Raw genomic sequence first — 23,473 nt, 5'->3', positions numbered from 1 at the left:
CGGTGAACAAGAGGACCGCCACCGCCACTAGACTGATTCGGTGACCGCTACAGAAAGCCAGGCGACGACCTACGTGACGCTGGACGCGGACCATGCCCATGCCCATGAACTCGAGATCAAACGCTCCAAGTTCATCGCCTACCTCTTCCGCACCGAGACCGAAGACGCGGCCCGCGCCGCCCTCGCGGGGCTACGCAGACAACACCACGACGCCCGGCACCACTGCTCGGCCTTCGTGCTCGGCCCGGACCGCCAGATCCAGCGCAGCAACGACGACGGCGAACCCTCCGGCACCGCGGGCCCGCCCATGCTCGAGGCGCTGGCCAAACGGGCGACCCCCAGCGGGGAGGCGGACCTGTCCGACATCACCGCGGTGGTTGTGCGGTATTTCGGCGGCGTCCTACTCGGCTCCGGGGGCCTGATGCGCGCCTATTCCCAGGCCGTCTCCTCCGCGCTGGACGCGGCCTCCCTGGTCCAACGGCGCCGCATGGCGCTCTTCGGCATCGATGCGGACCATGCCGATGCCGGGCGGCTCGAGAACGAGCTACGTGCCGAGGGGACCACCGTGACGGGCACCGACTACGGACCGGCCATCGCCACCCTGCACGTCGCCATACCCGATGGCCCGGGAACCGCATCCGCCTTCTCCGCACGGTTGGCCACCCTCACCGCGGGACGCGCCACGGCGGTGCCGAACGGCGTCGCGTGGATCGACACGGCCATCGGGGCAGCTCCGTGAATGGCTTCGACCCGGCCGCCCTGCGCCGCTGGCCCGACATCGAATCCCCCGAACTGCAGGCGTACGACGGCGCCGACCTGCTGTTGCTCGAAACCGCGGCGGAACGCGGACTGCTCCAGGGGGACCCGGGATCGGTGGTCGTCGTCAACGACCACTACGGGGCGCTCACCCTGGGTGCGATCTCCCGGGGCACCGACGGCCTGCGCGTTCACCAGGACGCCCTGTCCGGGGAACGGGCCGTGGACGCCAACGCATCACGGTGGGACGGGGCAGCCGGCCGGTATGCGCACCTGCCACTGGGGCCCCAGCTGTTCGACGGGGCCGCAGTCGTCCTCCTGCAGTTGCCCCGTTCGCTCGACGCCCTCGAGGAGATCGCGGATCTGATCGCCCGCCATGCCACCGCCGGAGTGGTCGTCCTGGCCGGAGGCCGGGTCAAGCACATGACCCTGGCCATGAATTCCATCCTGGAACGGTACTTCGGCATCGTCATGGCCAGCCGGGCGGCACGGAAGTCGCGGATACTCACCGCCACCGGTCCCCGGCCGGCGGGGTCACTGCCGGCCCCCCGTTTCCCGCTGGCTTCCCAGCACGACATCGGGCTGGCAGATCCACTGCAACTGCGCGCCTTTGCCTCCACCTTCGGCGGGGCGAAACTCGATCCCGGGACCCGGTTCCTGCTCCCCCACCTGGAGGCTGCCCGCAGCGCGGAGGACGCCGTCGACCTGGGCTGCGGCAACGGCACGATAGCCGCCTATCTGGCGCTCACGCGGCAGCACGTCCACGTCGCGGCCTTCGACCAGTCGGCATCGGCCATCGCCTCGACCCGGGCGACCGCCGTGGCCAACGACGTGCAGGACCGCCTGCACTGTGTCCGCGACGATGCGCTCGGCGCCCTCCCCACCGGTTCACGGGACCTGGTGGTCCTGAATCCGCCGTTCCACGTGGGCAACGCGGTCCATGCGGGCATCGCCGTGAAGCTCATGGCCGATGCGGGTCGAGTCCTGGCTCCGGGCGGGGAACTGTGGTGCGTGTGGAATTCACATCTGGCCTACCGTGGCCACCTCACCCGGCTTGTGGGCCCCACGCGCCAGGTGGCGAGGAACCCGAAATTCACGGTGACGGTTTCGACCCGCCGCTAACTGTCCTTCCCGTCGTCGGCCTTGGCCAGGTCCACGTGGGCGACGACGATCCCCTCCGCCGACGCCTCGAGGATGACGACGCCGCCCCGCAGCTCGTCCGTGGCACCTCGTAGCATCCACCGCTCGGCGAGCTCCGAGATGCCGCGCTCGATGAGCAGTTCCCCCGCTTCCAGAAAATCCGCGGGTGCGCCCACGATGTGTCCGAGCAGACTGCGTGGCCGGACCAGGGCGTAGTCCTCGGTCAGCGGTTCCAGGTGGCCGACGGTTTCCCCGTCCGCGCGCATGGTGGCCAGCCATCCAGAGGCGTCCATGGCGTCCTTCCGTCGGTCCGCTCGTCCGGGCCAGGTCCTGGTGGTTAAAAAGGCCGGGGCCCACACACCCGAAGGTGCATGGGCCCCGGCGAGGCAAGCCTCAGCGCGAACGCTGCAGACCTAGGCGCCCGTGAGCTTCTCGCGCAGTGCGGCGAGGGCCTCATCGGAAGCCAGCGTGCCGGCCTCGGGGGCCGGGGCCTCGGAGGAGTAGCTGCTCGAGGCGGACTCGGACGTGACGCCTTCGCTGATGGCGGTGTCCTGGACCAGGTGCTCGGCAACCTGCTTCTTGTGGGACTCCCAGCGGGTCTGGGCGTCGGCGTACTGCTGCTCCCAGACGGTGCGCTGGGCGTCGAAGCCTTCGAGCCACTCGTTGGTCTCCGGATCGAAGCCCTCCGGGTACTTGTAGTTGCCCTCTTCGTCGTACTCTGCGGCCATGCCGTAGAGAGCCGGATCGAATTCGGTGCCCTCGGGGTCGACGCCCTCGTTGGCCTGCTTCAGCGAGAGGCTGATGCGACGGCGTTCCAGGTCGATGTCGATGACCTTGACGAAGAGCTCGTCGCCCACGGAGACGACCTGCTCGGCCAGCTCGACGTGGCGCACGGCCAGCTCCGAGATGTGCACGAGGCCTTCGATGCCGTCTTCGACGCGGACGAACGCACCGAACGGAACCAGCTTGGTGACCTTGCCCGGCACGACCTGGCCCAGGGCGTGGGTGCGGGCGAAGGTCTGCCACGGATCTTCCTGGGTCGCCTTCAGCGACAGGGAGACGCGCTCGCGGTCCAGATCGACCTCGAGGACCTCGACGGTGACTTCCTGGCCAACCTCGACAACCTCGTTCGGGTGGTCGATGTGCTTCCAGGACAGCTCGGAGACGTGCACGAGGCCGTCCACGCCACCCAGGTCCACGAAGGCACCGAAGTTGACGATGGAGGAAACGACGCCGGGACGGACCTGGCCCTTTTCCAGCTTGTTGAGGAACGTGGAGCGGACCTCGGACTGGGTCTGCTCGAGCCAGGCACGGCGGGACAGGACCACGTTGTTGCGGTTCTTGTCCAACTCGATGATCTTGGCTTCGATTTCCTGGCCGATGTACGGAGCCAGGTCGCGGACGCGGCGCATCTCGACCAGCGATGCCGGCAGGAAGCCGCGCAAGCCGATGTCGAGGATGAGACCACCCTTGACCACCTCGATGACGGTGCCGGTGACGACGCCGTCCTCTTCCTTGATCTTCTCGATGTCGCCCCAGGCACGCTCGTACTGAGCGCGCTTCTTGGACAGGATCAAGCGGCCTTCCTTGTCCTCCTTGGTGAGGACGAGGGCTTCGACGTTGTCGCCGACGGCAACGACGTCACCGGGATCGACGTCGTGCTTGATGGAAAGCTCGCGGGAAGGAATGACACCCTCGGTCTTGTAACCGATGTCGAGCAGGACTTCGTCGCGGTCGACCTTGACGACGGTGCCTTCGACGAGGTCGCCATCGTTGAAGTACTTGATGGTGGCGTCGACGGCTGCGAGGAAGTCTTCAGCGGTCCCGATGTCGTTGATGGCGACCTGCGGGGTACCGGTCTTCTCGTTGGAGGTGATGGTCATGTAGTAGGGGCTCCGATGTGGATAGATTGCGTCAGTCGAAGGGCCGGAAGTCCCGGCATGCTCCGAAGATGGAACTGAAATTGTTGCGACGCAGGGCATGGAACACCCCAGCAGTCACCACTTGAGTTTAGTCCCCCGATTGGCGGCCGGTCAAAACGCCTGGCGCGTCGCTTCCCGACTTGGCCGCGCGGCGGTCCCGGCGGCCCGGCTGCCCCTAGAAACCGTTGATCGCGTACGGTGCCCCGGACAGGTCGAGCAGTGCCGCAGCCCGCGCCAACACCTCCTCCGAGGAAGCCCGCAACCGTCCCGCCTCGGCCAGCACCCGGACGCCGGTGCCGCCCAGGTACAAGGAGCCAAGCAGGGCGACGTCGAGTTCCAGATCCGCCGGTGCTGCGTCGTCAACAACCTCCACGCGGGCGGTACCCCCGTCGACGGCCAGGTCGTAGGTTCCGGCGGCGTAGCCGAGCGGGTCGGTGACCCGGATCCGCAGCGCACCGTCGGCCGCGTACTCCCGGGCGCGCAGGGCGGCGGGGACGTCGAGGATGCGCAGCCAGAGCAAGTCCTCGGTCTCGGTGACGGTGACCCGGCGGGGGTCCTCCACGGTCCATGGCAGCGGATCATCGGGGGCCGCCGCACCGTACTCGATGCGTTCGACGAGGTCATGGGCCCCCAGATAGCGCCAGAGCTCGCGCCGCGCGGCACCGGTGGCTGCGACCAGGTCGCGGATCTTCATGGTGACCGGGGACGTGTCCCACCCGGCGAAGGAATAGGTCAGGAAGCCCTGGGGTTCACCGCTGGCGTCGAGGTGGACCGCGGCGCGCAGCGTGGGGTCGTCCTTGGCCGCGTCGGGTGCCAGTCGGCCGGTCGCCCGCAACGTGTAGGCCTCCTGGCGGCCGATGGACCCGCGGTGTCCGGCATGGAAGCGTTCGAAAAGTGCTGGGGCCAGCTCCTGGAGGGACGCGGGGTCCACGGAGACGACCTGGCCCTCGACGGGCGCCAGGATGGGCAGTCCGCCCTTCACGTCGACCCGGACCGAATCCAACGTCGTGGCGGGACCGAAGCCGAACCTGCCGTAGATGGTTCCCTCGGAGGCGGTCAGCGCGGCGATGGGCAGGCCGGCGGCCCGGGCACGCTCCAGCGAATCGGTCATCATCCGGCGCAGGATGCCCCGGCGGCGGTGGCTGGGCCGGACGGTGACAACGGTGATGAGGCTGCACTCGACCAGGTTCCCGGCACCGGTGTTCAGGGTCTTGCGGAATTCGGCGAAGGTGGCCACCGGGATCCCGGCATCCAACGACGGCGTGGGGGCATCGTCGTCGTACACGCCGAGGAGCACGCGACCGTCGACCTGGTAGGAGGCCGCCAGGCGGGCGACCTCGGGAGCCGTGTAGGGCTGTTCGTGGAAGCCGGTGCGCACCGCACGGAACCAGTCGGCGGTGCGCTGGTCTACCTGCGGTTCGCCGTCGCCCTCGGCCGGGAGAAGTCCCGCGGTAAAGAGTTCGTGGCGCAATCCGTTGGCTCCTGTGTTCGTGGTGGTCGTGGTTTCAGTGGTGGTCATCAGTGTGCGGCCTCCTGCCAGCTGTGGCCGGTACCGACCTGGACGTCGAGCGGAACCGAGAGGTCGGCCGCGGTTCCCATCTGTTCGCGCACGAGCGCGGTGACGGCCTCGAGTTCGCCGGGGGCGACCTCCAGGACGAGTTCGTCATGGACCTGCAGCATCATGCGCGAGCCGAGCCGTTGTTCCCGCAGGCCGGCGTCGACGCCGAGCATGGCGCGTTTGATGATGTCGGCGGCGGAGCCCTGGATGGGGGCGTTCAAGGCGGCGCGTTCGGCCATGTCGCGCAGCTGCCGGTTGTCGCTGGCCAGGTCGGGCAGGTAGCGGCGCCGGCCCTCGATGGTGGAGGTGTAACCGTCCTTGCGGGCCTGGTCGACGACGGAGCGCAGATAGTCGCGGACGGCTCCGAACCGGGAGAAGTAGTCCTTCATCAGCCCGCGGGCCTCGTCGACGGGGACATTGAGCTGCTTGGACAGGCCGAAGGAGCTCAGCCCGTAGGCCAGGCCGTAGGACATGGCCTTGACCTTCGCGCGCATCTCGCCGGTGACGTCGGCCGGTTCGACGCCGAAGACGTGGGAGCCGACGAACCGGTGGAGGTCCTCGCCGTCCTTGAAGGCCTGGATGAGCGCCTCGTCGCCGGAGAGGTGCGCCATGATGCGCATCTCGATCTGCGAGTAGTCGGCGGTCAGCAGGGTCTGGTAGCCCTCCCCGACGATGAACACCTCGCGGATCCGCCGGCCCGCCTCGCTGCGCACGGGGATGTTCTGCAGGTTGGGGTTCAGCGAGGACAGCCGGCCGGTTGCGGCGATCGTCTGGGCGTACGTGGTGTGGATCCGCCCGTCGTCCGCGATGGCCTTCTGCAACCCCTCGACGGTTTGGCGCAGTTTGGACGCGTCGCGGTGGGCCATCAGGGAGGCCAGGAACGGGTGCCGGGTCTTGGTGAGCAAGTCGGCCAGCGAATCGGCGTCGGTGGTGAAACCGGTCTTGATCTTCTTGGTCCTGGGCAGTTCCAGTTCCTCGAAGAGCACGACCTGCAGCTGCTTCGGGGACCCGAGGTTGACCTCGTGTCCGATGGCCGCATAGGCCTCGGCGGTGGCGGTCTCGATGGTGGTGCCGAAGTCGTCCAGCAAGTTCTCCAGGCGGCCGGCGTCCACCGCAATGCCGATGCGTTCCATCCGGGCCAGGACCACCGACAGGGGGAGTTCCATGTCGGCGAGCAGGGTGCTGGCACCGCGTTCGAGGACCTGCCCGGTCAGGTAGATGCTCAGCTCGCGGACGACATGCGCCGCGCGGACCACCGGCAGGTGGTTGGCCGGGCCCTGCAGGTCCAGGGCCAGTTGCCCGTCATCCTCTGCGGGTTCGGCGGCGAGCTGGATCCGCAGGTGGTGCTGGGCGATATCCGCGAGCTCGTGGCTGCGGCGGTCCGGCTGGATCAGGTAGGCGGAGATCATCGTGTCGTCGACGACCGGCCCGAGTTCGATGCCGCGGGCAGCCAGCAGCTTGTAGCCGGCCTTGTAGTCGTGGATCGCCAGCTTGTAGTCGGGCGAGCCCAGGCACCGCCCCAGGGCGGCTTCGGCGTCGGGATCGAGCGTCTCAAGCCCCGCGTAGGCCGTTGCGGACTCCGCAGCCAGGCCGATGCCGACCACGTCGTCTCCCCCGCCGGCGGATCGGACGGTCTCCAGGTGCAGGCCGATGTTGTGGGCCCCGTGTTCGTGGAACCATGCGTTGACCGTGGCTGCCGAGTCGAGCAGTGACGGTTCCGGGATCTCCATCTCGGGTTCCGGCTCGCCCTCGTCCTCGCCGAACAGGTCGAACAGGCGCTTGCGCAGGGTGTTGAACTGCAGCGCGTCGAAGAGCTCCTCGATGGAGTCCCGGTTGGGGTTTTCCAGTTCCAGGGCCTCGAGGCCGACGGGCAGGTCCAGATCGGTGAGCAGGTGGTTCAGGTGCCGGTTGCGGCGGACGGCGTCGACGTGCTCGCGCAACGAGTCGCCGACCTTGCCCTTGATCGATCCCATGTTCTCCAGGACGCCCTCGAGCCCGCCGTAGAGGTTGATCCACTTGGCTGCGGTCTTCGGGCCCACCCCGGGAACGCCGGGAAGGTTGTCCGCGGTCTCCCCCACCAGGGCCGCCAGGTCCGGGTAGCGCTCCGGACGCACGAAGTACTTCTCCTCGACGGCGGCGATGTCCATCGGCGGGATGTCCGAGATGCCCTTCTTCGGGTAGAGCACGGTGGTCTTCTCGGTGATCAGCTGGAAGGCGTCGCGGTCCCCCGACACCACCAGGACATCCCAGCCGGCGCCTTCGCCGATGTGCGCCAGCGTGGCGATGATGTCGTCGGCCTCGAAGCCGTCCATGGTGATGGAGGGGATGTTCATGGCCTCCATGACCTTCTGGATGAGGTCGATCTGCCCGTAGAACTCCTCGGGGGTCTTGTTCCGGCCGCCCTTGTATTCGGCGTACTCCTGGGAGCGGAACGTGGGGGTGTCCAGATCGAAGGCCACGGCGACGTGGGTCGGCTTGCGCTGTTCAATCATCTTGATGAGCATCGAGACGAAACCGTAGACCGCGTTGGTGTGCTGTCCGGTGTCGGTGGCGAAGTTCTCCGCCGGCAGCGCGTAGAAGGCGCGGAATGCCATGGAATGCCCGTCGAGGACGAGCAGGCGTGGGGCGTCGGGGGCGTCTGTTTTGGTTGCTGGACTCACAGGTGCCAGCCTAGTTCCCATGACAGACAAATACACTCTCGGCCCGGACGCCACGGGACCGGAGCACGACGGCGACGTGAACCCCTTCCGGGAGCAGCTCACCCGCCACGGGGTGCCAGTGCACATGTGGCAGATGCTCGGGACCCACGGCGTCGGGACACTGGTGGAGAAGCTGGGGATCGTCTTCACCGAGATGTCGGTGGAACGGGTCGTGGCGACCATGCCGGTGGAGGGCAACCAGCAGGTGGCCGGCATCCTGCACGGCGGGGCGAGCGTTGCCCTGGCCGAGACGCTGGGTTCCTTCGGGGCGGCGTTGCACGCCGGCCCCGGCCGACGTCCGGTGGGCTTGGACATCAATGCCACCCACCACCGGGCCGGGACCTCCGGACTGGTCACCGGAGTCTGCACGCCCGTCCACCGGGGCCGGAGCACGACCACTCACGAGATCGTCGTCTCCGACGAGGCGGGCCGGCGGGTGTGCACGGCCCGGATCACCAACATGCTGCTGGGCCCCGCGTGAGCGGACGCCGGGAGGCACCGTCGTCCCCGGGGACCGACGGGTCGGGCCCGCGCCGGATCCTGCTCGTCGGCGTCACCGGCTCCGGGAAATCGACGTTGGCCCGTCGGCTGGGCCAGGCGGCAGGGCTGCCGGTACATCTGGTCGACGAGGAGATCGGATGGCTGCCGGGCTGGGTCCAACGCGAACAGGCCGAGCAGCGGCGTATGGCGTTGGAGCGGGCTGCGGCACCTGTGTGGGTTTTCGACAGCGCCTACGGGCACTACCACCAGGAGATCGCCGAGCGGGCTGAGCTGATCATCTGCCTGGACTATCCGCGGCTGGTCTCCTGGGGCCGTTTGGTCCGGCGAAGCGTCCGGCGCGTCACCCGGGCCGAGCCGGTCTGCAACGGAAACGTTGAGACCTGGGCGCAGCTCTTCTCGCACGACTCCATCCTGCTCTGGCACGCCAGGTCGTTTGGCGGGAAGCGGCAGCGGATGCGCTCGTTGTCGGAAACCCACGGCCCCCGAAAGGTCATCGTCTTCCGCTCACCCGCCCAGACGCGGCGTTGGCTGGAGGGTGTTAACACAACTGGCCGCATTCCCCTGCCCTAAGCGGGGGATGCGGCCAGCGGCGCGGCCGAGACTACTTGCCCTTGCGCTTCTTCTTCGCGGAATCGAGGACCAGTGCCAGTCCGATGCCCAGCATCCAGAAGTCCTTGGCCACGGCGGTTCCGTTCTGGGTCGGCCGGATGCCGTCCTCCTGGGTCAAACCCGGGGTCTTCAGGTACATGGTGACCATCGACGCGGAGAAGGCGGTCAAACCGAGGCCGGCCAGCCGGCTGGGGATGAAGGGCAGCAACAGGGCAGCGCCCAGCGCGATCTCCGCGGCGCTGAGGACCTTGCCGAACTGTTCGGGGTCAAGGTCCGCAAGCTGCGGGAACGCCGAGGCGCCCATCTTCTGCAGGCCAGCGGCCGATTCGCCGTCAAGCTGCAGCTTTCCGACGCCGGAATTGAGGATGAAGGCACCGGTCGTCAAGCGCAATGGCAGGTGGCTGAGTTTCATGGGACATGTCCTTTCGATGCGTACAGAGGTCGTGTTCGAGCCTAGAACGGCCAACGGCCGGACGCCAGTCGAGGGGTCGGGCGCCCGGCGGCTTCAGTATTCGGCGCGACCGGCGGCAGGGGGTTTTCGGACGTCGTACCGTGCCTCCCGCACCCCCATGCCATATTCGCGGCTCGAGGTGGGGGTGAGGGACAGCGGCGCCCGGAGGCTGGCCAGGGGCCGTCCGCCGCCCAGCAGCAGGGGCATGGTGTAGAGGATCAGCTCGTCGAGGTGCCCGGCTTCGGCCAGTTGGCCGGCCAGCCCGCCGCCGCCGAGGACCCAGACATCGCGCTCGCCCGCGTCGGCTTCGATGTCGGCCACCCATTCGTCGACGTCGCCACGGATGAAGGTCAGGTCCGCACCGGGTTCGGCGGCCAGTTCACGATGCGTGAAGACCCAGCAGGGCAGGTCGGGGTACGGCCACGGATCACCGGAGGTGCGCATGTGCGCGGTTAGCCACCGGTAGGTGTCGGCACCCATCACCAAGGAGCCGATCTCCCCCATGAAGGCCTCCACGGGGTCACCGAAACCCACGTGGTAGTCGTTGAACGCGAACAGCCATTCCAGCGAGTCGTGATCATCGGCGATGTAGCCGTCGACGCTGGCGGCCACGAGGTAGCGGAAGCGTGTCATGCCCCCATGCTGCCACATCGGGCCCCACCCACGGCGGGCAGGTGTCAGTGTCCTCCGGAGCCGCCGAGTTGGGGGACGATCAGGTAGATGCCCAGCAGGACCAGGCAGCCACACAGCACGAAGCAGGCCACGGCGCCGCCCTTGGCCAGCGACGCCCCGCGGCCGCCATCCTCGGCGATGGCCTTCAGGCGCACCGCTGACGAGTAGAGGGTCACCAGCGATACGGCGGCGACCAGGGTGACCACCGTGACGGTCACGAACGAGAGCCATTCAATGTTCATCGGGTCTCCTCCGGACCGGTTGACGGACGATCCGCCGTGGTTGCTGCCGGGGCCTTCTCATCGTCGAACCCCAGTTTCCCGGCCTTGCGGGCCATGCGCTCCGTCTCGGAACGCTCCGCCTCACGCTGGGCCTTGCGCATCTTCCGGCGCTGTTTCTTGGTCGGGATGCTCACGGCCCCGCCGGCCTCTTCGACGTCGGATACGACGCTGTGCGGGCCGATGTACTCCTTGCGGGAGAGCCACCAGATCAGCAGGACGACGCCGAACCCGATGACGGCCACCAGGATGAGCCCGATGTTCCCCAGATAGGTCAAGGCCGCGGCCGCGGCACCGACGATGGCGGCACAGGGGAGGGTGAACAGCCACCCGGTGGCGATCTTTCCGGCGGTGCGCCATTGGACGGAGGCGCCCTTGCGGCCGAGTCCGGAACCGATGACGGAGCCGGAGGCGACCTGGGTGGTCGACAAGGCAAACCCGAGGTGCGAGGAGGCCAGGATGGCCGCGGCAGTTGACGATTCGGCGGCGAAGCCCTGGGCGGGCTTGACCTCGGTCAGGCCAGTGCCCATGGTGGCGATGATGCGCCAGCCGCCCACGTAGGTTCCCAGGGCGATGGCCAGGGCGCAGGCAGCAATGACCCAGAAGTGCACGTGGCTGCCGGATTCCTGCAGGCCCGAGGCGACCAGGGCCAGGGTGATCACGCCCATGGTCTTCTGCGCGTCGTTCGTGCCGTGCGCCAGGGCCACCAGAGACGAGGAGAAGATCTGGCCCACCCGGAAGCCGCCGCGCTTGGGCGAGGAGACCCCGGAGGGCCGCTTGGTGATCCCATAGGCCAGCTTCGTGCACAGGTACGCTGCCAGGCCGGCGATTACCGGCGCCACCAGTGCCGGCAGCAGGACCTTGGAGACCACGGTGCCGTAATTCACGACACCGAATCCCGCACCGGCGATGGCCGCGCCGATGAGTCCGCCGAACAGGGCATGGGAGGAGCTGGAGGGCAGGCCGAGCAGCCAGGTGAGCATGTTCCAGACCACGGCGCCCATCAGGCCGGCGAAGATGATGGCCGGGCTGATCGAGAAGCCGTTGTCCCCCTCCTTGATCAGGCCGGAGGAGATCGTGGTCGCCACCTCGGTGGAGAGGAACGCCCCGACCAGGTTGAGGATTGCCGCCAGGGTGACCGCCGTCTTCGGCTTGATGGCACCGGTGGCGATCGGGGTCGCCATGGCGTTTGCGGTGTCATGGAAACCGTTCGTGAAGTCGAAGAACAGTGCCAGGGCGATGACCAGGACAACGATGAGGGAGATTTCCATCTAGGAACCAATCTGGGGATGGCTGAGGTGCACGGCCGAACGGGGGAACGGGTCCGACCCAGAATTCATTCTATGGTCACACACATTTAACCGGCCGCGCCATTTGCCCCCGGCAGCTGGGTCCCCGCTGTGGCGGACGCCACGGCGCCGGCGGGGTGCGTGCAAGATCGGCCTCCGGGTCGTAGTCTCCTGTCATGGCCAGATTCTTCGATGTCCACCCGCAGGACCCCCAGCCGCGTGCCGTGGGACAGATCGTCGACCTGCTGCAGCAGGGGGCGCTCATCGCCTATCCCACCGACTCCTGTTACGCCCTCGGTGCCCAATTGGGCAACCGCGAGGCCCTGGATAGGATCCGGACCATCCGGCACCTCAACGACAAGCACCACTTCACCTTGATGTGCAGCAGCTTCGCCCAGCTGGGGCAGTTCGTGGAGATGGGAAACGCCGTCTTCCGCAGCCTGAAGGCCGCCACCCCCGGGAGCTACACCTTCATCCTCAAGGCCACCCCCGAGGTGCCGCGCCGCCTGCTGCACCCGAAGAAGAAGACGGTGGGCGTGCGGATCCCCGACAACGCCGTCGTGCAGACCCTGCTCTCGGCCCTGGGTGAGCCGCTACTGTCCACGACGCTGCTGCTGCCGGATGAGGAGGAGCCCCTGACCCAGGGGTGGGAGATCAAGGAACGCCTGGACCACCAGGTCGACGCGGTCGTCGACTCCGGGGAGTGCGGCACCGAACCCACCACCGTCGTCGACTTCTCCACCGGGGTCCCGGAGATCCTGCGCGTCGGCATGGGCGACCCCTCCCCCTTCGAATAGGACTAGGCACGACGGCGGTGCCTCCTGGGGTGGTCGGCGCTAGACCGGAGGGTCGTCGGCCTCGGGCTCATCCCGGTGGGCACGCAGGTATGCCCCGACGACCGCGGCACCGAGGTTGTCGACGTCCGGGGCAACGACGCGTCCGCCGATGCGGCGCGCGATGCGTTGAAGGAATTCCCCCAACCCGGGGTCATCACCGAGCTGGAAGAACGTGGCCCGGGTCCCGGTTCTTCCGAGGCGGTCCAGCTCAGTGATCGTGAGGCGGATCGTCTCGGGTTCGGGCGGCCAGGAGAACCAGGATTCGCCGTCCCCCACGAGATGTGCCGTGGGCTCCCCATCGGTGACCGTCAGGAGGACCGGCTGCATGGACGGGTGTTGCCGGAAGAACCGGTTCGCCAGCAACAGTCCGTGATGCAGGTTCGTCCCCTGTTCGCGCACCGCCGGAAGCGCCGTAAGCTCCCCGATCTCCATGGTTTGGGCATAGCGGCCGAAGGCGATGAGTTGTAGCCGGTCCCCCCTGAATCGGGTGGTGATGAGGTGGTGAAGGGCGAGCGCCGTGCGTTTCATCGGAACCCATCGCCCCTCCGCGGCCATGGAGAAGGACACGTCCACGAGCAGGGCCACGGCCGCCTGGGTCCGTGCCTCGGTTTCCGAGACCTCGATGTCGTCCACGGTCAGGCGCACCCCACGGCTCGGGTCACCGCCCCCGGCCATGGTGCGGTGGATGGCGTTGGTCATCGTCCGGGTGACGTCCCACGACTCGGTGTCCCCGAACTGCCAGCTGCGGCTGGATCCGGTCATGTCCCCGGTGGCACCGGCCTCACGTGCTTCCCGTTGCCCCTGTCTTCCCGTGAGGTGCCGGGCGGCATCCTGTGCCAGCGATTTCCCGAGCCGGCGCATGGCCCGCGGTGACAGCCGGAGGTCACCGTCGGCGACGCGCTGCAGGTAGCCGGCGTCCTGCAGGGCCCTTTCGATGTCGGCCAGGGCGCGGGCGGAGACCACCGCTTCCGGTCCAAGCTGGCGGGCCAGCGCGTCCAGGTCCAGGTCCTCCAACCCGGATCCGCCGGAGGACGGGGACAGCTGGTCGGAGAGCTGGTCGAGGTCGGCCAGGTCCTGCAAGACGCCGGTGCCATCACCCAGCCCCAGTCCCTCCTGGCCCTCGAACCGCTCGGCACCGGACCAGTCCTCCCCCGGACGCAAGGCGCGCAGGCTCGCGTCGAGTTCATCCAGCTGCGCCATGGTGTCGGGCGAGCCGAACGCCTGCGCCGACAGGCGCATCAGTTCACCACGCTGTTCCGGGGACATGGACTGCATCATCCGCTGGGCTGCTGCCGACCGCGCAGCCAGGACGTCGACGAGTTCGTCAAGCGACTGCGGGTCCTCGGGGAAGAAGCGACCGTGGTGTTCCATGAATTCCTCGAAGTCGGCGTCGGTGTCCTCACCGCGACGGCGTTTGGCGAGCAGCGCGTTGAGGTCGCGGAGCATCTCGTTCACGGCGGCCCGGTCCTCGTCCGTGGCGTTCTCCAGCGCGTCCTTCATGCCGGCGAACCGTTGATCGAGGACCTCGCGGCCCAACAGATCCTTGATCTGTTCGTAGGCATCCCGTGCCGTTCCGGATTGCCAGTCGTAGGCGGCCAGCTCCTTGACGGAAGCAGCCGTGGAAGGCGACAGGTTCTGCATCTGCATTTCGCGGAAGGAACGGTCGGTATCGTCCATCAAGGCGTCCCTGGCGAGCTGTTTGCGTTCCTCCAGCACTGCCGTGTCCAGCAGCTTCCGAATCTGGTCCAGCGTTCCGTCCAGGCGGTGGCGGCCGAGTAGATCGCGGCGGCGCTGCTGGACGCGTCCGGCCAGCCCGTCGAGCCCTTCCCCGCCGCGCGCACCACGTCGGAGGGACTCCCGGAGCGCCCGGCGCGGCGAGTACCCGGCCATCACGTCCGCCGCCACGGCATCGAGCGCCTCCGCCAGATCGACCGGCGGAGCGAGCGGGTCAGGTCCGCCGGTGTAGCGGCCATACCGGGAGGCGCCGTGGTGAGCCACCATGGTTGCTGCTCCTTTCCTGGCCCTGCCTAGCCATAGACGGTTTCGCCCTCGTCGGATTCCTTCGAGATCCGCCGGGCGAGGAAGAGCCCCTCGAGCGCCAATTCGATGGCGGCGGCCCGCTGGCCGTCGCTTGTGGCCCCCAACCGGGCAACCACCTCGTCGTACAGTTTCGAACCGTCGAGGGCGGGGAGATTGGACAGGAACTCCTGGGCGGTGACGTCCTCTCCCGTCGCCACCGTCGTGTGTCCGTCCAAGGCCTCGACCAGCGGACCGAAGTCGAGTCCCCGATAATGCACGCGGACGGCATCGGCCGTCGACGTGCGGACGAGGTGGTCGAGGATGGCCCGCTCACGGCCCTCCTCACCGGATTCGAACTCGATCTTTCCGGAAAGCACGTCGACCGCACTCTGCAGGTCGACGATGCGCGCCACGGCTTCGGGCTCGCGACGCAGGGCGCTGCGCCGCCGGGCGGCGGAGGCTACCGTTTCGGCCCCCACGATGCCGAATCGGGCTGAGACGCCCGAGCTCTGGTTGACGGACGGGGACTGACGCAGGGCACGGGTATAGCGGGCCAGGATCTCGAGCAGCACGTCGGGTACGTCGGCGACCAGCCGGCCCTCTTGCCGGATCACGGCCACCTCGTCCTCGAGTTCATTCGGGTAGTGCGTGCGGATCTCGGCGCCGAAGCGGTCCTTGAGCGGCGTGATGATCCGTCCGCGGTTGGTGTAGTCCTCCGGGTTGGCGGAGGCCACGACCAGGACGTCCAGGGGCAGTCGGAGCACGTAACCCCGGATCTGGATGTCACGTTCCTCCATGACGTTGAGCATGGCGACCTGGATCCGTTCGGCCAGATCGGGCAATTCGTTGATGGCGATGATTCCCCGGTTGGCGCGCGGGACGAGGCCGTAGTGGATGGTCTCCGGATCGCCGAGCCGACGGCCCTCGGCCACCCGCATCGGGTCGACGTCGCCAATCAGGTCCGCCACGGAGGTGTCGGGGGTGGCGAGCTTTTCCACGTAGCGTTCCGACCGATGGCGCCAGGCCACGGGCAGGCTGTCCCCTTCCGCGAGCAGGCGGGCACGGGAGGATTGGGTGATCGGTTCGTCCGGGTGCTCGTTCAGTTCGGACCCCTCGATCACCGGCGACCATTCATCGAGCAGGCCCACCAGGGTGCGCAACAGCCGGGTCTTACCCTGCCCGCGCTCGCCGAGCAGGACCACGTCATGCCCCGCGATCAGCGCCCGTTCAAGTTGGGGCAGTACCGTGCGCCCGAAGCCGTACATTCCCGGCCACGGATCACGTCCCGCGGAGAGGGCGTCCAACAGGTTCCCACGGATCTCATGGCGCAGGTCCCGGTGGACATAGCCGGATTCGCGCAGTCCACCCAGGGTGGAGATATCAGGGCGATCACTCACGGTTCAACCGTAGTCCTCGGCTGCGCGGTAATCGAGGGCCCGGGGCGCCCGCACTTGCCCCCGCGCAGGATGCGGACAAATCCTCCCTGAATGCTGATGGCCCCCGAAGCCATGCCGGCACCCCCGACGCCGTCGACTCTGCTGAGCCTGATGCGCCACGAGGCGACATCCAGCACGGGCACTGTCCCGCCCGGGAGGGTTCCGGGACTTCCCTCTCCGGTCGGGGAGGCGCACAGGCGGGACAGGTGGCCGGGCGGCTCGCCGGGGTGCCGATCGACACCGTCTATTCCTCGCCCCGGGAGCGGCCCCTCGAAACGACCCGTCCGACTGCGGCAGGTGCGGGGCTCGACGTCGTCGAGGCCGCTGGCCTCACCGATGCGACGTCGGGGAATAGACGGGGACGCTGCAGGCGGATCTGTCGGCGCTGCCGGAGCGGCGGACCACCCAGCGGCCCCGTCCACCTTGCCGGGCACCTGGGAGGTGTCATCCTTTGCTTCTCCCATTCAGCCCCAATCAAGGCCGCCGTTGCCCATGCCTTGGGAACACCCCTGGACCACTTCCAGCGCATCTCCATCAACCCGGGATCGGTCGCCGTCGTCTCACGGCCCCCGGCCAGTCCCCTGCCATACTGACGATGAACCCGGTCTTGGAACCCCGAGCGGGTAGAGGCACGGTGAACGCAAACGTCATGGAGGCTGCCCGGCCGCTGGAGCTGCTCTCACGCACCCCATCGCGCTGCTGGAGCGGATCCTGCGCAGTAGCAACGAGACGTTCCTCGTCCAGGTCGCCGGCCATGGCGGATCCGCGTGGGTTGTCGACAAGCACGAGGCGGGGAACGGTACCAGGACTAGGTGCGGTCGAGTGCGGCCACCCCGATTTCGGCACGGGACAAGACGGGTACGCAAAATAGACCCTCCCAGGGGCAAAAGCGGAGAGACAGCTGGGGGATGGAATCGGGCAGGAACAGTGCGCTGCGCCTCCCCTGATAGTTCAGATCCGGGTCCGACTCGTAGTGGCGCTTTGAAGTAACCTGACATGCATAAGGGTTCAGCGCGCACAGTCGGAGACGGCAGAGGCATTTCACGAGCAAATAGATTTTCTGACGGAATCCGCCAGGAGGTTCGACTCCGGACACAGCGGAGAGGCGAAACGTATGGCTCTCTCCCTCCGGATTCTCCTGAATGATCGGGGGAGAAACTCACACTCGCTTTTCTCGCAATTGGGGATCAAGGATTCGCTCTGGTACGAAGACACAGCAGGAGAGGTTGACCCACAAAACATGCTGTCTTCCATGAATCTTGTCATCATGCAAATGTCGACTCAGGGCGGCGTGCCTGTCGCTACTTACGGGTCCACCCTCGGTGACATTCCACGCGTGCCGGCTGCCCCTCCAGAACTCCAAGTCCACGCTCTACTTCGAGGGCAAAAGATCCCGCGTCCGGCGGGCTTTCATTTACGATTCGAAGAGTGGTGGGAGCAGCCAGTTATGAAGGACTCGTTCGGGAATGAGTTCGCGCGGCGCACGCTGGTTCACGCGTTGGCTGATACAGACGGCGGTGGACACGTCGACCCTAGCCTCGATAGTGCTTACCACGCGCTTTCGCGCATGAACTCGTTGCAAGTCTCACAGACCTCGGACGGGAACCTTTCTTTCGGCCCGATACCACTAGTCCCCAACGCGCAGCTCCCCGAGCATTTCGAAGGTGAAGAAGATCTAACCGCTTTGGGGAGCCCCGTCCCCGCGTCCGTCAGATCCATCGCGTGGGAACTCCTCGCTTCCCTTGCGAATCAGCGACCCGATTTGATGCCGTAGCGCCTTGGGCCTTGTCTGAGGAAGCTAAGAGGTTTACGACGAATGCCTTTAGCTCCTTCAATTTCCCTGCACCAAAGTCCGCGCCAGTAGATGTTTCCCCCATCCTTCAGGCGATTCGACCTCGGTTTCATCGATCCCCTGGACGATGGCTCGCAATCGATGCGCGACGCCCGAAAGTATTTCGGCGGGCGCGATAATCTCGCTCATGGTTTTCCTTTCGCGCTGCTGCGTCACCACGCCTATGGGGATGACCGTTTAGCCCGGGCTGTAACCAATGGGGCCGTGGTTTCGTTGAAGACACCCTTTACGGTCAGCCGAAACCGGCCAGCCCCGGTGGTGAAGTCCGGGTTGAGGGTGAACATCGGGCCAGAGCCGCGGTTGCTAACCACGTTGGCGAGCACGTTCGAGCCCGCGGGAGAAACCGGTGAGGAGACGTTCGGGGTCGATTTGGGTGAGGACCTCGATCATGGCTTCGCGTTTTTGGCCGTTGCCGTAGTCCTGGACGAGGGGCATAAGGCGGTGGCGTTGGCCGAGGACGACGTAGAGGGTTTCGATGCCGGCCATCATGTCGGCGTGGATGGCCCTGCGGATTGAGAGTCCGAGTGGGACGAGGCCTGGTTCGAAGCGCGACCCGAGGGATGGGAGGTTCCCGTCCCTGCCGGGGAGGGTGGCGCCGTTGGCCATTCCCCCGGCATGTTCCGGGCCCCCGTCTTGTCGTTGAGGTACCAACGCCCTTGCGGGTCGTCCAGGGGCAACCCGTCGAGGGTGTACATCAGAAGCCTCCAGTGTCGATCGCCAGGTGGGCCGAGTTCTTTTCCCGGGTCTTCGACACCGCCTCAGCGACGGGGTTGTAGGTGTAGAAGTTGTTCACCACCGTTGGGACAAAGGACGACGGCGGGGCCGTGTTGATCGCCCGTCCGTCCGCATACCCCGGCAACTTCGGGAACGTGCCGGTGTTGATCGCGGCGAGCTCCCGGTCGTACTTGCAGGAGTTCGCCCCGTTGATGACCCATTCGTCGTCGTCCAACCATGCGACGGGTTGTGCGGTCTTGAAGTCCAGCCCGAGGATCGTGTCGGTCCCCAGCCCATAGGCCGGGAGCTGGCCACCGCCGTCGAACCCGGGCAGCTTGCCGCCCGTCTCGTTACGGACCGGCCCCTTGCGAAGAGTGCCCATGCCCGTATTGACGGAGTCGGAACGCTTGACGTCAACGAACGTCGTCTTGTGCGTGTTCAGGTAGACATTCGCTGTCGTCCCATCAACCCGGCCAACCGCCGCCTTTGTCTGCTCGGCTTCGTCGCGTGCCCTTGTGGACATCCAAGAGCTGATCTTCACACCGTCCGGGACGCCTAGGACCTCTCGGGCGAGCTTCTTCGTCGCCGTTTCCGACAGCCCAAAACCCTCGCCTGCTTTTACAAGGTCGCTGTACGTTTGGCCTAGTTTCGCCTGGAGCTTGTCCTGCCCAACGCCTTCTTCGGCCATGGCCCTGACTTCTTCCATGCCCCCGCGTGCCAGACCTTGGAACGTGTCGTTGGCGAGCTTCCCGGCATCGGTGTTCTCGTTGAAGTCGCTCTTGTTCTTGTTGAGGATGCTGCCCATCTTGCCGCCCGAATCGGTGATGGTTTTCACCGCTTCGTCGACTTGCCGGAGCTGCTCCCCGTAAGCGAATTGCGCATCCCGGGTGGACATCGTCAGGATGCCGGTCTGGAACAGCAGGTCCACGAAGTTCTGCATGTCCTCGACGACGCCTTCGGTCGTGACGCCCGTTTCCTCGAGGCGGTCTGCCAAGGCTTCCTGGCTCTCGGAGCTGGCCGCGGCGGCCGTCGATGCGCTGTCCATCACGCCGGTGAGGGAATCCGTGCCGCCGGCGGCTTCGTTGGCTGCTGGGACACCGTTGCGCATCGCTTCAGCAAGGCGTTTCTGAGATACCTGCGTTTCGCCGTTCGCGGTCATGGCATCCAAGATCGCGTCCCGGTACGTGGGCATCAGGTCGATGATGTCCTTGACCGGGACGTACATGGCCGACGCTTTGTCGTACAAGAGCTCGAACCCTGCAGCCGCGTCTTCCGTGTTTCCGGACTTCACAAGTCCGGCCACGGCTTCGTCCATTTGGAGGATCTCGCCGCGTGCGGCTTCCCCGCCTCCTTCCCGTCCTGCGAAGACGTAGGAGAAGAAGTCATTCAGGTCGTCGCTAGCCTTGGTCTGAAAAAGGCGTTGCACAGCCGAATCGAGGTCATTGACCGCAGTGAATGAACCCTTACCGGTCTTCGTTACCCCGTTGCAGCCAAACCCGCTGGCAGCACAGGACGGCCCTTACAGCGCCCACGGAACGCCGCACGGTGGTCTATGGCCCTGGCCCTTGGACTGCGGCAGGGCGAGGCCCTGGGGCTCTAGTGGGACAGGGTCGACCTCGACGCCGGAACCATCCGCATCTCCCGCGCCTGGTTCCGCGCCAACGGGGGCCACCCCCTCCGGCTCGGAGACCTGAAGACCAGCAGCTCCAGCCGCACCATCACGCTGCCCGTCGGCATGCTCCGCGGGCTCAAGGCCCACCGCCTCGAGCAGAACCGAACCCGCCTGCGGGAAGGCCCCCACTGGGTCGGCTACGAACAGGACGGGCGCCGCTACGACCCCGTCTTCACCAGTCGCTACGGCCGGCCCATCGGGGACGCCGCCGACAACGACCAGTGGAAGAAGCTGATTGCGGCCGCCGGCGTCCCTGCAGTCCGTCTCCACGACGCCAGGCACACCGCCGCGACCATGATGCTCGCCCAGGGAGTGCCCGCGCGCGTGGCCATGGAGATCCTCGGGCACTCCACGATCCTCCTCACTCTGGGCACCTACTCCCACGTCATCCCCAAGCTGGCCCGGGACGCCGCGGAGAAGATGGAGAAGGCGTTCTATGACTGAACTACCACCAGAACTACCACCAAACCGAAAACCACGGCGAGCGCGGGGCATAAAAGAAATGGCCCCGATCCCTTGTCGTGCAAGGGATCGGGGCCGTTGGTGCCCGAGGTGGGACTCGAACCCACACACCTTTCGATATCGCATTTTGAGTGCGACGCGTCTGCCATTCCGCCACTCGGGCCTGCACATCGTCCCCGGAGTCCATGCCGCCGTGACGACAAGGAAAACATCACAGGGATGCGTTGCGCTAAACAACTCTACATGCCGATAGGCTTGATCAGGAATCCAAGAACCCACCGCCCCGTTCCCCGGGCAGCCAGGAGTAACACCATGACAGAAGCCGCCCCCGAGGCCACGTCGACGCCCGCCCGCCGGGTCGTTGTCGCAGAGGACGAAACGCTCATCCGGCTGGACATCGTCGAGATCCTCACCGGAGAGGGGTTCGAGGTCGTTGCCGAAGCGGACAACGGCGAGAAGGCGGTGGAATTGGTGCGCGAGCACCGCCCGGACCTGGTGCTCATGGACGTGAAGATGCCAGTCATGGACGGCATCACCGCTGCCGAGACCATCGTCAAGGAACGCATCGCCCCGGTCGTCTTGTTGACCGCCTTCAGCCAGAAGGAACTGGTTGAGCGTGCCCGCGAGGCAGGCGCCATGGCCTACGTCGTCAAGCCGTTCAGCCCGAACGACCTCATCCCCGCCATCGAGATCGCCTTGTCCCGACACGAGGAGATCATTGCGCTGGAGAAGGAGGTCGGTGACCTCCAGGAGCAGTTCGCCACCCGCAAGCTGGTTGAGCGCGCCAAGTCGGTCCTCACCACAAAGATGGGCCTGACCGAGCCCGAGGCCTTCCGCTGGATCCAGAAGACGTCGATGGACCGCCGACTGAGCATGCGCGAGGTCGCCGAGACGATCATCGCCCAGGTGAAGTAACAAAAGTCTCCAGCGGCAACGTTCCACACAGAGCCCGACGGCGGTCGGCCCACTTCGGTGGGCCGACCGCCGTCGGAATTCTCAGTGGGGGGCGCAGGCCCCGGCGGGAACTAGTCGCCCTTCTCCTCGCGGCGAAGTGCGGCGTGGTCATCGTCCGCCTGCTCCTTGGTCCGCCAGGGGCCGACCTTCTCCTTGGGCGACTGCGTCTTGCTGCCGTCCAACAGCTGTCCGGCATCGGCGATGTCGCCCACGCGGTGGATGCGCAGGGAGTTGGTCGATCCGGCCTGTCCGGGAGGGGACCCGGCGGCGATGACGACCATGTCGTTGACCTCGGCCAGCCCCTCCTTCTGCAGCGCCTCGTCGACCTGGGCGGTCATCTTGTCCGTGTGGTCAGCGAACGCGACCAGACGCGGCTGCACACCCCAGACCAGCGTCAGGGTGTTGTAGGTCTGCCTCAACGGGGTGAACCCGAGCACCGGCTTTGACGGGCGCAGACGCGAGAGCCGGCGGGCCGAGTCGCCGGATTGGGTAAAGGCCACGATGTACTTCGCGTCAAGCTGGTCCGCGATCTCCACAGCGGCACGCGTAATCGCGCCGCCTCGGGTCCGCGGGCGCGTCCCCAGGGGCGGGATCCGCTCCAGCCCGTGGTCTTCGGTGGCCGTGATGATGCGGGCCATGGTCTCGATCGTCTCGATCGGGTAGGCACCCACCGAGGTCTCGCCGGACAGCATGACCGCGTCGGCACCATCGAGGACGGCATTCGCGCAATCCGAGGCCTCGGCGCGGGTCGGCGTCGGGGATTCGATCATCGATTCGAGGACCTGCGTGGCCACGATGACCGGCTTGGCCCACCGGCGGGCCAGCTCGACGGCGCGCTTCTGGACCAGCGGGACCTGTTCCAATGGGAGCTCCACGCCGAGGTCGCCACGCGCCACCATGATGGAATCGAAGGCGTCGATGATCTCCTCGAGGTTGTCGACGGCCTGCGGCTTCTCGATCTTGGCGATGACGGGCAGGCGCCGGCCTTCCTCCTCCATGATCTCGTGCACGCGCTGGATGTCCGAGGCGTTGCGCACGAAGGACAGGGCGATCATGTCGACCCCGGCGCGCAGCGCCCAGCGCAGGTCGTCTTCGTCTTTTTCGCTCAACGCGGGGACGTTGACGGCCACCCCGGGAAGGTTGATGCCCTTGTTGTTGGACACCTCTCCCCCGGTGACGACCTCGGTGACGACATTGCGGTCATCGACCTCCACCGCGCGCAGTGCCACGCGCCCGTCATTGACGAGCAGCCGGTCACCGACGGCGACATCCTGGGGCAGGCCCTTGAACGTGGTCGAGCAAATGTCCTTGGTGCCCTCGATGTCATCGATGGTGATGGTGAACCGGTCGCCCGCGGCCAGCAGGTGCGGGCCGTCGGAGAAGCGGCCCAGTCGGATCTTGGGTCCCTGCAGGTCGGCAAACACGCCGACTGGACGCCCGAGCTCTTCCGAGGCCTGCCGGACGTTCGCCAGATTCTCTGCGTGGGTCGAGTACTCGCCGTGGCTCATGTTCAGCCGGGCGACATCGACACCGGCCTGGATCGCCTGCAGCGTCTTTTCGTAGGTCCCAATGGCCGGCCCGAAAGTGGCCACAATCTTTGCGCGTCTCATACCGAAAGCCTATCCGCCTTTACTCGTCCGGAAGAGGGATGCG

Annotated in this window: 21 protein-coding genes and 1 tRNA gene; 9 read left to right on the top strand and 13 right to left on the bottom strand. The window is 66.8% G+C overall.

What is annotated here, in order from left to right; translation table 11 throughout:
• Nucleotides 1-40: 40 nt before the first annotated feature.
• Together AC1MEQ_RS00555 and AC1MEQ_RS00550 are read left to right on the top strand one after the other, a co-directional pair.
• Entirely contained in the window at nucleotides 41-739 is a 699-nt protein-coding gene (locus tag AC1MEQ_RS00555) for an IMPACT family protein (protein ID WP_479793002.1), read from the top strand.
• On the top strand, nucleotides 736-1,878 hold the full coding sequence (locus tag AC1MEQ_RS00550; RefSeq protein ID WP_479793000.1) for a class I SAM-dependent methyltransferase: 1,143 nt from the start codon (nucleotides 736-738) through the stop codon (nucleotides 1,876-1,878). The genes AC1MEQ_RS00555 and AC1MEQ_RS00550 overlap by 4 nt, the downstream gene beginning before the upstream one ends.
• Here the strand turns inward: AC1MEQ_RS00550 and AC1MEQ_RS00545 are convergent.
• From AC1MEQ_RS00545 to polA, 4 genes are all read right to left on the bottom strand, one after another.
• On the bottom strand, nucleotides 1,875-2,189 hold the full coding sequence (locus AC1MEQ_RS00545) for a hypothetical protein (protein WP_479792998.1): 315 nt from the start codon (nucleotides 2,187-2,189) through the stop codon (nucleotides 1,875-1,877). The genes AC1MEQ_RS00550 and AC1MEQ_RS00545 overlap by 4 nt on opposite strands.
• A gap of 120 nt (nucleotides 2,190-2,309) precedes the next feature.
• The gene (rpsA, locus tag AC1MEQ_RS00540) at nucleotides 2,310-3,779 is read right to left on the bottom strand and encodes a 30S ribosomal protein S1 (protein WP_479792996.1); all 1,470 of its coding nucleotides are present in this window, start codon (nucleotides 3,777-3,779) and stop codon (nucleotides 2,310-2,312) included.
• A gap of 214 nt (nucleotides 3,780-3,993) precedes the next feature.
• On the bottom strand, nucleotides 3,994-5,337 hold the full coding sequence (locus AC1MEQ_RS00535) for a GNAT family N-acetyltransferase (protein WP_479792995.1): 1,344 nt from the start codon (nucleotides 5,335-5,337) through the stop codon (nucleotides 3,994-3,996).
• Entirely contained in the window at nucleotides 5,337-7,970 is a 2,634-nt protein-coding gene (gene polA, locus AC1MEQ_RS00530) for a DNA polymerase I (protein WP_479795985.1), read from the bottom strand. The genes AC1MEQ_RS00535 and polA overlap by 1 nt, the downstream gene beginning before the upstream one ends.
• Before the next feature lie 85 nt (nucleotides 7,971-8,055).
• Here polA and AC1MEQ_RS00525 point away from each other — a divergent pair, with 85 nt between their 5' ends.
• Entirely contained in the window at nucleotides 8,056-8,556 is a 501-nt protein-coding gene (locus AC1MEQ_RS00525) for a hotdog fold thioesterase (RefSeq protein ID WP_479792993.1), read from the top strand.
• Nucleotides 8,553-9,146 carry a P-loop NTPase family protein gene (locus AC1MEQ_RS00520; RefSeq protein ID WP_479792991.1) on the top strand — a complete coding sequence of 198 codons (594 nt, stop codon included), beginning with the start codon at nucleotides 8,553-8,555 and terminating at the stop codon, nucleotides 9,144-9,146. Before AC1MEQ_RS00525 ends, AC1MEQ_RS00520 begins: the two co-directional genes overlap by 4 nt.
• Nucleotides 9,147-9,177: 31 nt before the next feature.
• Here AC1MEQ_RS00520 and AC1MEQ_RS00515 read toward each other — a convergent pair whose 3' ends face one another.
• The 4 genes from AC1MEQ_RS00515 to AC1MEQ_RS00500 form a co-directional block, all read right to left on the bottom strand.
• The gene (locus tag AC1MEQ_RS00515) at nucleotides 9,178-9,597 is read right to left on the bottom strand and encodes a hypothetical protein (protein ID WP_479792989.1); all 420 of its coding nucleotides are present in this window, start codon (nucleotides 9,595-9,597) and stop codon (nucleotides 9,178-9,180) included.
• A 93-nt stretch (nucleotides 9,598-9,690) separates the two neighbouring features.
• Entirely contained in the window at nucleotides 9,691-10,269 is a 579-nt protein-coding gene (locus AC1MEQ_RS00510) for a dihydrofolate reductase family protein (RefSeq protein ID WP_479792987.1), read from the bottom strand.
• 44 nt (nucleotides 10,270-10,313) lie between these two features.
• Nucleotides 10,314-10,550, bottom strand: a complete 237-nt coding sequence (locus tag AC1MEQ_RS00505; protein ID WP_479792985.1) for a hypothetical protein — start codon at nucleotides 10,548-10,550, stop codon at nucleotides 10,314-10,316.
• Nucleotides 10,547-11,857, bottom strand: coding sequence for an inorganic phosphate transporter (locus AC1MEQ_RS00500; RefSeq protein WP_479792983.1), 1,311 nt, complete (start codon nucleotides 11,855-11,857; stop codon nucleotides 10,547-10,549). The genes AC1MEQ_RS00505 and AC1MEQ_RS00500 overlap by 4 nt, the downstream gene beginning before the upstream one ends.
• Nucleotides 11,858-12,051: 194 nt before the next feature.
• Here AC1MEQ_RS00500 and AC1MEQ_RS00495 point away from each other — a divergent pair, with 194 nt between their 5' ends.
• Complete coding sequence (locus AC1MEQ_RS00495) at nucleotides 12,052-12,672, top strand: L-threonylcarbamoyladenylate synthase (protein WP_479792981.1); 621 nt, start codon at nucleotides 12,052-12,054, stop codon at nucleotides 12,670-12,672.
• Between the two features lie 39 nt (nucleotides 12,673-12,711).
• Here the strand turns inward: AC1MEQ_RS00495 and AC1MEQ_RS00490 are convergent, their stop codons facing one another.
• Complete coding sequence (locus AC1MEQ_RS00490) at nucleotides 12,712-14,712, bottom strand: vWA domain-containing protein (protein ID WP_479792979.1); 2,001 nt, start codon at nucleotides 14,710-14,712, stop codon at nucleotides 12,712-12,714.
• A gap of 26 nt (nucleotides 14,713-14,738) precedes the next feature.
• Nucleotides 14,739-16,127: a sigma 54-interacting transcriptional regulator gene (locus AC1MEQ_RS00485; RefSeq protein WP_479792977.1), complete on the bottom strand. Its 1,389-nt coding sequence runs from the start codon at nucleotides 16,125-16,127 to the stop codon at nucleotides 14,739-14,741.
• Nucleotides 16,128-16,372: 245 nt separating this feature from the next.
• Here AC1MEQ_RS00485 and AC1MEQ_RS00480 point away from each other — a divergent pair, with 245 nt between their 5' ends.
• Both AC1MEQ_RS00480 and AC1MEQ_RS00475 read left to right on the top strand, forming a co-directional pair.
• Nucleotides 16,373-16,759 (top strand): histidine phosphatase family protein, encoded by a 387-nt coding sequence (locus AC1MEQ_RS00480; protein ID WP_479792975.1) that lies wholly within the window; start codon nucleotides 16,373-16,375, stop codon nucleotides 16,757-16,759.
• Nucleotides 16,760-18,030: 1,271 nt separating this feature from the next.
• Nucleotides 18,031-18,534, top strand: coding sequence for a hypothetical protein (locus AC1MEQ_RS00475; protein WP_479792973.1), 504 nt, complete (start codon nucleotides 18,031-18,033; stop codon nucleotides 18,532-18,534).
• 178 nt (nucleotides 18,535-18,712) lie between these two features.
• Here the strand turns inward: AC1MEQ_RS00475 and AC1MEQ_RS00470 are convergent, their stop codons facing one another.
• Nucleotides 18,713-20,158, bottom strand: coding sequence for a hypothetical protein (locus AC1MEQ_RS00470; protein ID WP_479792971.1), 1,446 nt, complete (start codon nucleotides 20,156-20,158; stop codon nucleotides 18,713-18,715).
• Nucleotides 20,159-20,467: 309 nt separating this feature from the next.
• Here AC1MEQ_RS00470 and AC1MEQ_RS00465 point away from each other — a divergent pair, with 309 nt between their 5' ends.
• On the top strand, nucleotides 20,468-20,848 hold the full coding sequence (locus tag AC1MEQ_RS00465; protein WP_479792969.1) for a tyrosine-type recombinase/integrase: 381 nt from the start codon (nucleotides 20,468-20,470) through the stop codon (nucleotides 20,846-20,848).
• A gap of 97 nt (nucleotides 20,849-20,945) precedes the next feature.
• Here the strand turns inward: AC1MEQ_RS00465 and AC1MEQ_RS00460 are convergent.
• Nucleotides 20,946-21,029 (bottom strand) — tRNA-Leu (locus AC1MEQ_RS00460).
• A 149-nt stretch (nucleotides 21,030-21,178) separates the two neighbouring features.
• On the opposite strand from AC1MEQ_RS00460, the gene AC1MEQ_RS00455 reads away from it, so the two are divergent.
• Complete coding sequence (locus AC1MEQ_RS00455) at nucleotides 21,179-21,781, top strand: ANTAR domain-containing response regulator (protein WP_479792967.1); 603 nt, start codon at nucleotides 21,179-21,181, stop codon at nucleotides 21,779-21,781.
• A gap of 110 nt (nucleotides 21,782-21,891) precedes the next feature.
• On the opposite strand, the gene pyk is transcribed toward AC1MEQ_RS00455, so the two are convergent.
• On the bottom strand, nucleotides 21,892-23,430 hold the full coding sequence (pyk, locus tag AC1MEQ_RS00450; protein WP_479792965.1) for a pyruvate kinase: 1,539 nt from the start codon (nucleotides 23,428-23,430) through the stop codon (nucleotides 21,892-21,894).
• Nucleotides 23,431-23,473 lie beyond the last annotated feature (43 nt).

The organism is Arthrobacter sp. ASL1 (assembly GCF_056680475.1).
Note: the sequence above shows the minus strand (reverse complement) of the source record. Positions and strands in the feature narration are given on the sequence as shown.

Coding starts and splice junctions, on each gene's coding strand:
- AC1MEQ_RS00545 (WP_479792998.1), bottom strand. CDS start 2,189: ATGGACGCCTCTGGATGGCTGGCCACCATGCGCGCGGACGGGGAAACC.
- rpsA (WP_479792996.1), bottom strand. CDS start 3,779: ATGACCATCACCTCCAACGAGAAGACCGGTACCCCGCAGGTCGCCATC.
- AC1MEQ_RS00535 (WP_479792995.1), bottom strand. CDS start 5,337: ATGACCACCACTGAAACCACGACCACCACGAACACAGGAGCCAACGGA.
- polA (WP_479795985.1), bottom strand. CDS start 7,970: ATGGCATTCCGCGCCTTCTACGCGCTGCCGGCGGAGAACTTCGCCACC.
- AC1MEQ_RS00525 (WP_479792993.1), top strand. CDS start 8,056: ATGACAGACAAATACACTCTCGGCCCGGACGCCACGGGACCGGAGCAC.
- AC1MEQ_RS00515 (WP_479792989.1), bottom strand. CDS start 9,597: ATGAAACTCAGCCACCTGCCATTGCGCTTGACGACCGGTGCCTTCATC.
- AC1MEQ_RS00510 (WP_479792987.1), bottom strand. CDS start 10,269: ATGACACGCTTCCGCTACCTCGTGGCCGCCAGCGTCGACGGCTACATC.
- AC1MEQ_RS00505 (WP_479792985.1), bottom strand. CDS start 10,550: ATGAACATTGAATGGCTCTCGTTCGTGACCGTCACGGTGGTCACCCTG.
- AC1MEQ_RS00500 (WP_479792983.1), bottom strand. CDS start 11,857: ATGGAAATCTCCCTCATCGTTGTCCTGGTCATCGCCCTGGCACTGTTC.
- AC1MEQ_RS00495 (WP_479792981.1), top strand. CDS start 12,052: ATGGCCAGATTCTTCGATGTCCACCCGCAGGACCCCCAGCCGCGTGCC.
- AC1MEQ_RS00490 (WP_479792979.1), bottom strand. CDS start 14,712: ATGGTGGCTCACCACGGCGCCTCCCGGTATGGCCGCTACACCGGCGGA.
- AC1MEQ_RS00475 (WP_479792973.1), top strand. CDS start 18,031: ATGTTTCCCCCATCCTTCAGGCGATTCGACCTCGGTTTCATCGATCCC.
- AC1MEQ_RS00465 (WP_479792969.1), top strand. CDS start 20,468: ATGCTCCGCGGGCTCAAGGCCCACCGCCTCGAGCAGAACCGAACCCGC.
- AC1MEQ_RS00455 (WP_479792967.1), top strand. CDS start 21,179: ATGACAGAAGCCGCCCCCGAGGCCACGTCGACGCCCGCCCGCCGGGTC.
- pyk (WP_479792965.1), bottom strand. CDS start 23,430: ATGAGACGCGCAAAGATTGTGGCCACTTTCGGGCCGGCCATTGGGACC.